This window comes from Methylophaga sp. UBA5088, assembly GCF_002414625.1.
Classification (GTDB): Bacteria; Pseudomonadota; Gammaproteobacteria; order Nitrosococcales; family Methylophagaceae; genus Methylophaga; species Methylophaga marina.
The window spans coordinates 10,547-14,215 of record NZ_DIAC01000065.1 but is presented as its reverse complement, the minus strand read 5'-3'; the positions used below and the strand labels follow the sequence as shown (position 1 = coordinate 14,215).

Here is a 3,669-nt window from a genome sequence, read left to right as displayed (position 1 = left end):
CCCTAAACGGTAATATTGTTTTTCAATGGTGATATTTCGCTGTATCCGGGTCCGAAGGATAATTAAACCTACGCCATGCATAGCTTGAACAGCATTTCTCACAATATTGAGAAAAATCTGAATCAGCTGGTCAAAATCAGCGAAAAGATCTGGAATACTCGGGTCATAATCAATCTTAAACTTAAGTCGTTCATCAACTTCAATATCCACCAATTGGCGAACATGCTGAAGAATTTCATGAATGTTGGTATGTCGTTTCTCAGGTTGCTGATTTGGTCCCAGCATTCTGTTCATCAAGTTCTGTAGACGATCCGCTTCCGTGATAATGATACGTGTGTATTCTTTTAAATCTTCAGAGTCTAGCTGTCTCTCAAGTAATTGTGCCGCACCACGTAAACCGCCTAATGGGTTTTTTATTTCATGGGCAAGGCCACGCACGACTTGCTGTTGAGTGTGAAGATTTTCATCCCTACTGATCCTTTGTTGATAATCAAGTAATGCAAGTTCAAGAATGACATAAGAATCATCTGTATCCAGTACCTTAATAGAGCAATCTACAAGTACTTCACCGCTGGCCGGCAAAAACAAATGGACTTCACGCTCAATCAAAGCTTGACCTGTGGATACCACTCGTTCAAGTGATTTAAAAAGCTTTTTTTCGCCTGGAAGTAGGGTTTGTAGAGGAATGTTTTCAGCTTGGCGCTGGCTAATTTCAAATAAAATTTCAGTTGCTGTGTTGATATAACTAACCCGTAAAGCTGAATCTAAGATCAGCACGGAAGTAGATAAACTTTCCAATACATCATTGCTGTTGAAAGTATTGTGACTCATAGTGGTAACACTCATATTCATGCGTAATTTGATAGCAAAAAACGCTCCACATTTGAGCACTATCAAAATGTTTAAAGTTAAGCTATTGATTGCTATAGAAACAAGGTTAAGTTGTCCTCGAACAACTCATTGACACCACTTAATTGTATCTCTTTTATGCACCAGAGAAGTGCATACAGAAATGCTTCAATTTGCTGAAGAATTGTTGAGTTTAGATGCCCGGTGCAGATGGAATACAATACTTTCGCTAAGCAACTCTTGACCATTAGCATCAATAAGCTTGGCCACAAGCTCATGCGAGCCCCTGCTGAGGTTACTGAACTGATAGGTTAATGTGGTCTGGGGCTCACCTACAGTTTGTCCATCAAGAAATAGCTGAATACCATCACCTCTTTCCTGGCTCAAAGCAGGCTCCACGCTTAAGGTCACTGTGACATCTCCATCGTTGACCCAGATACTCTCATTAGCTGCTGGCGCAGTGATGGATAGTTGATAGTCTGGAACCGGTGACGTGTCCTGTTCGACGTTTTCATTCATTGACGTGACAGGCTCAACATCGGGAGAGGAGTATGTCGTTGATGCAGGAAGTTCAATGAGCTCAGCACCTGGTCTTTCTTCATCAGAAAAAACAACTGTTCCGCTGGGATCTACCCAGCGATAAATTGCTGTTAGCCCTTGCGTGCTGAATAATAAGAAGAAAATCAGGTATATAACTCTCATTCGCTCAGCATATTCCACTGTGGAATTTACCGCAACTCACAGATATAAAAAAAGCGCCCCGAAAGGCGCTTTTTTGTTAGCTTCATCACATAAGTGATTAAACACTGTAGTACAAGTCGTATTCCACTGGATGAGTTTCCATACGGATACGTGTAACTTCTTCCATTTTTAATGCAATGTAAGCATCAATCATATCATCAGTAAATACACCACCTTCTGTTAAGAAAGCACGGTCTTCACTTAGTGAATCAAGTGCTTGATCCAGTGAGTGACATACTGTTGGAATTTCTGCTGCTTCTTCTGCTGGTAAGTCATACAGATCTTTATCCATCGCATCACCAGGATGGATTTTGTTTTTAATACCATCTAAGCCAGCCATCAACATTGCCGAGAATGCCAGGTACGGATTCGCTGTTGGATCAGGGAAACGCACTTCAATACGACGACCTTTAGGATTGTTTACAAAAGGAATACGGATTGACGCAGAACGGTTACGTGCAGAGTAAGCCAACATAACTGGCGCTTCAAAACCAGGAACAAGACGTTTGTAGCTGTTTGTTGATGCGTTGGTAAAGGCATTCAGTGCACGAGCATGTTTGATGATACCACCGATGTAGTACAGTGCTGTTTCTGATAAGCCACCGTATTTGTTACCAGTGAATTGGTTTTCACCATCTTTTGAGAACGATTGGTGAACGTGCATACCACTACCGTTATCACCGACGATTGGTTTTGGCATGAATGTCGCTGTTTTGCCGTAGGCATGAGCCACATTATGTACAACATATTTCAGCGCTTGAACTTCATCCGCTTTTTTGACTAAGGTATTGAATTTAACACCAATTTCGCACTGACCAGCAGTGGCAACTTCATGGTGATGAACTTCAACTGATAAGCCCATTTCTTCCATAGTCAAGCACATTGCTGCACGAATATCATTAAGAGAGTCAACAGGTGGTACAGGGAAATAGCCGCCTTTTACTTTTGGACGGTGACCTTTGTTACCGTCAGCAAAGACTTTTTCAGTATTCCAAGCAGACTCATCTGAGTCGACTTTAAAGAATGATCCTGACATGTCACTGCCCCAACGAACATCATCCAGGATGAAAAATTCTGGTTCAGGACCGAAGAAAGCAGTATCGCCAAGGCCTGTCGATTGCAGGTAAGCCTCTGCACGTTTTGCCACACTACGTGGGTCACGCTCGTAACCTTGCATTGTTGCAGGTTCAACGATGTCGCAACGGATAATCAACGTGTTGTCATCCATAAATGGATCCATCACTGCTGTTTCAGGATCCGGCATTAAAATCATGTCTGATTCATTAATACCTTTCCATCCAGCAACAGAAGAGCCATCGAACATTGCGCCTTCTGTGAAGGTATCTTCTTCAATAGTGTGTGCAGGATAAGAAACATGTTGCTCTTTACCACGCGTATCGGTGAAACGGAAGTCAACAAATTTGACATCCTCATCTTTGATCATTTGAAGCACATTTTCGACTGACATTTAACTTCTCCAATTTTTATAAACTGCACTTTTCTTAGTGCAAACTAAACACGCGACACAATACAGCAGAAATCACGCCAACTTTTACTACATAAAAAAATCAACTATTTAGGTGCATTCGCACCAGCGACAGGCACCTAAATAGTGCATACCAACTCACTACTGCACAATATTGGTGCTATGCACCAACTCGAACCGTAATAATAAGTTCATCATTATTCTGTTGCGTGGCGATGACTTCATGACCATTAATTCGTGCCCACGCCGGTATATCGTGTAAAGCACCTGGATCTGTACAGATCACATCCAGTTCATCCCCATGACTCATCTGTTTAATCTGATTCTGGGCTTTGATGACAGGTAATGGACATAGCATCTTACGAGCATCTAAGGTCTGCTTACTCACACATACCACTCCTGTAAAACCTGTTCGGCAGAGAGTGGAGGCGTTTTTATCTGTAAATTTCCTTGTTTTGGTAAAGCGATATCAAGTTCTACCTCATCCGCCATACGCCCCTGTCCAAAACGCGCAACAATACCGGCTGCAAGCTCATATTGTTCTTCATCCAATTTACCGTCAACCAATGCCATAGGACCACTGTGGCTGAGGG

Annotated in this window: 4 protein-coding genes and 1 pseudogene; all 5 read right to left on the bottom strand. The window is 42.2% G+C overall.

Annotated elements, in window-relative coordinates; genetic code table 11:
• The coding region (gene glnL / locus B4K20_RS08380; RefSeq protein WP_289282553.1) for a nitrogen regulation protein NR(II) at window positions 1-831 on the bottom strand (831 nt) is incomplete at its 3' end.
• 186 nt (window positions 832-1,017) lie between these two features.
• Entirely contained in the window at window positions 1,018-1,551 is a 534-nt protein-coding gene (locus B4K20_RS08375; RefSeq protein ID WP_289243888.1) for a DUF4124 domain-containing protein, read from the bottom strand.
• Window positions 1,552-1,648: 97 nt separating this feature from the next.
• A complete protein-coding gene (gene glnA / locus B4K20_RS08370) occupies window positions 1,649-3,058 on the bottom strand; it encodes a glutamate--ammonia ligase (RefSeq protein WP_289243889.1) in 1,410 nt (469 codons plus the stop codon).
• 178 nt (window positions 3,059-3,236) lie between these two features.
• Entirely contained in the window at window positions 3,237-3,464 is a 228-nt protein-coding gene (locus B4K20_RS08365; RefSeq protein ID WP_289282552.1) for a sulfurtransferase TusA family protein, read from the bottom strand.
• A pseudogene (locus B4K20_RS08360) lies at window positions 3,461-3,669 on the bottom strand (tRNA (5-methylaminomethyl-2-thiouridylate)-methyltransferase); the annotation flags it as partial. The pseudogene B4K20_RS08360 and the gene B4K20_RS08365, both read right to left, overlap by 4 nt.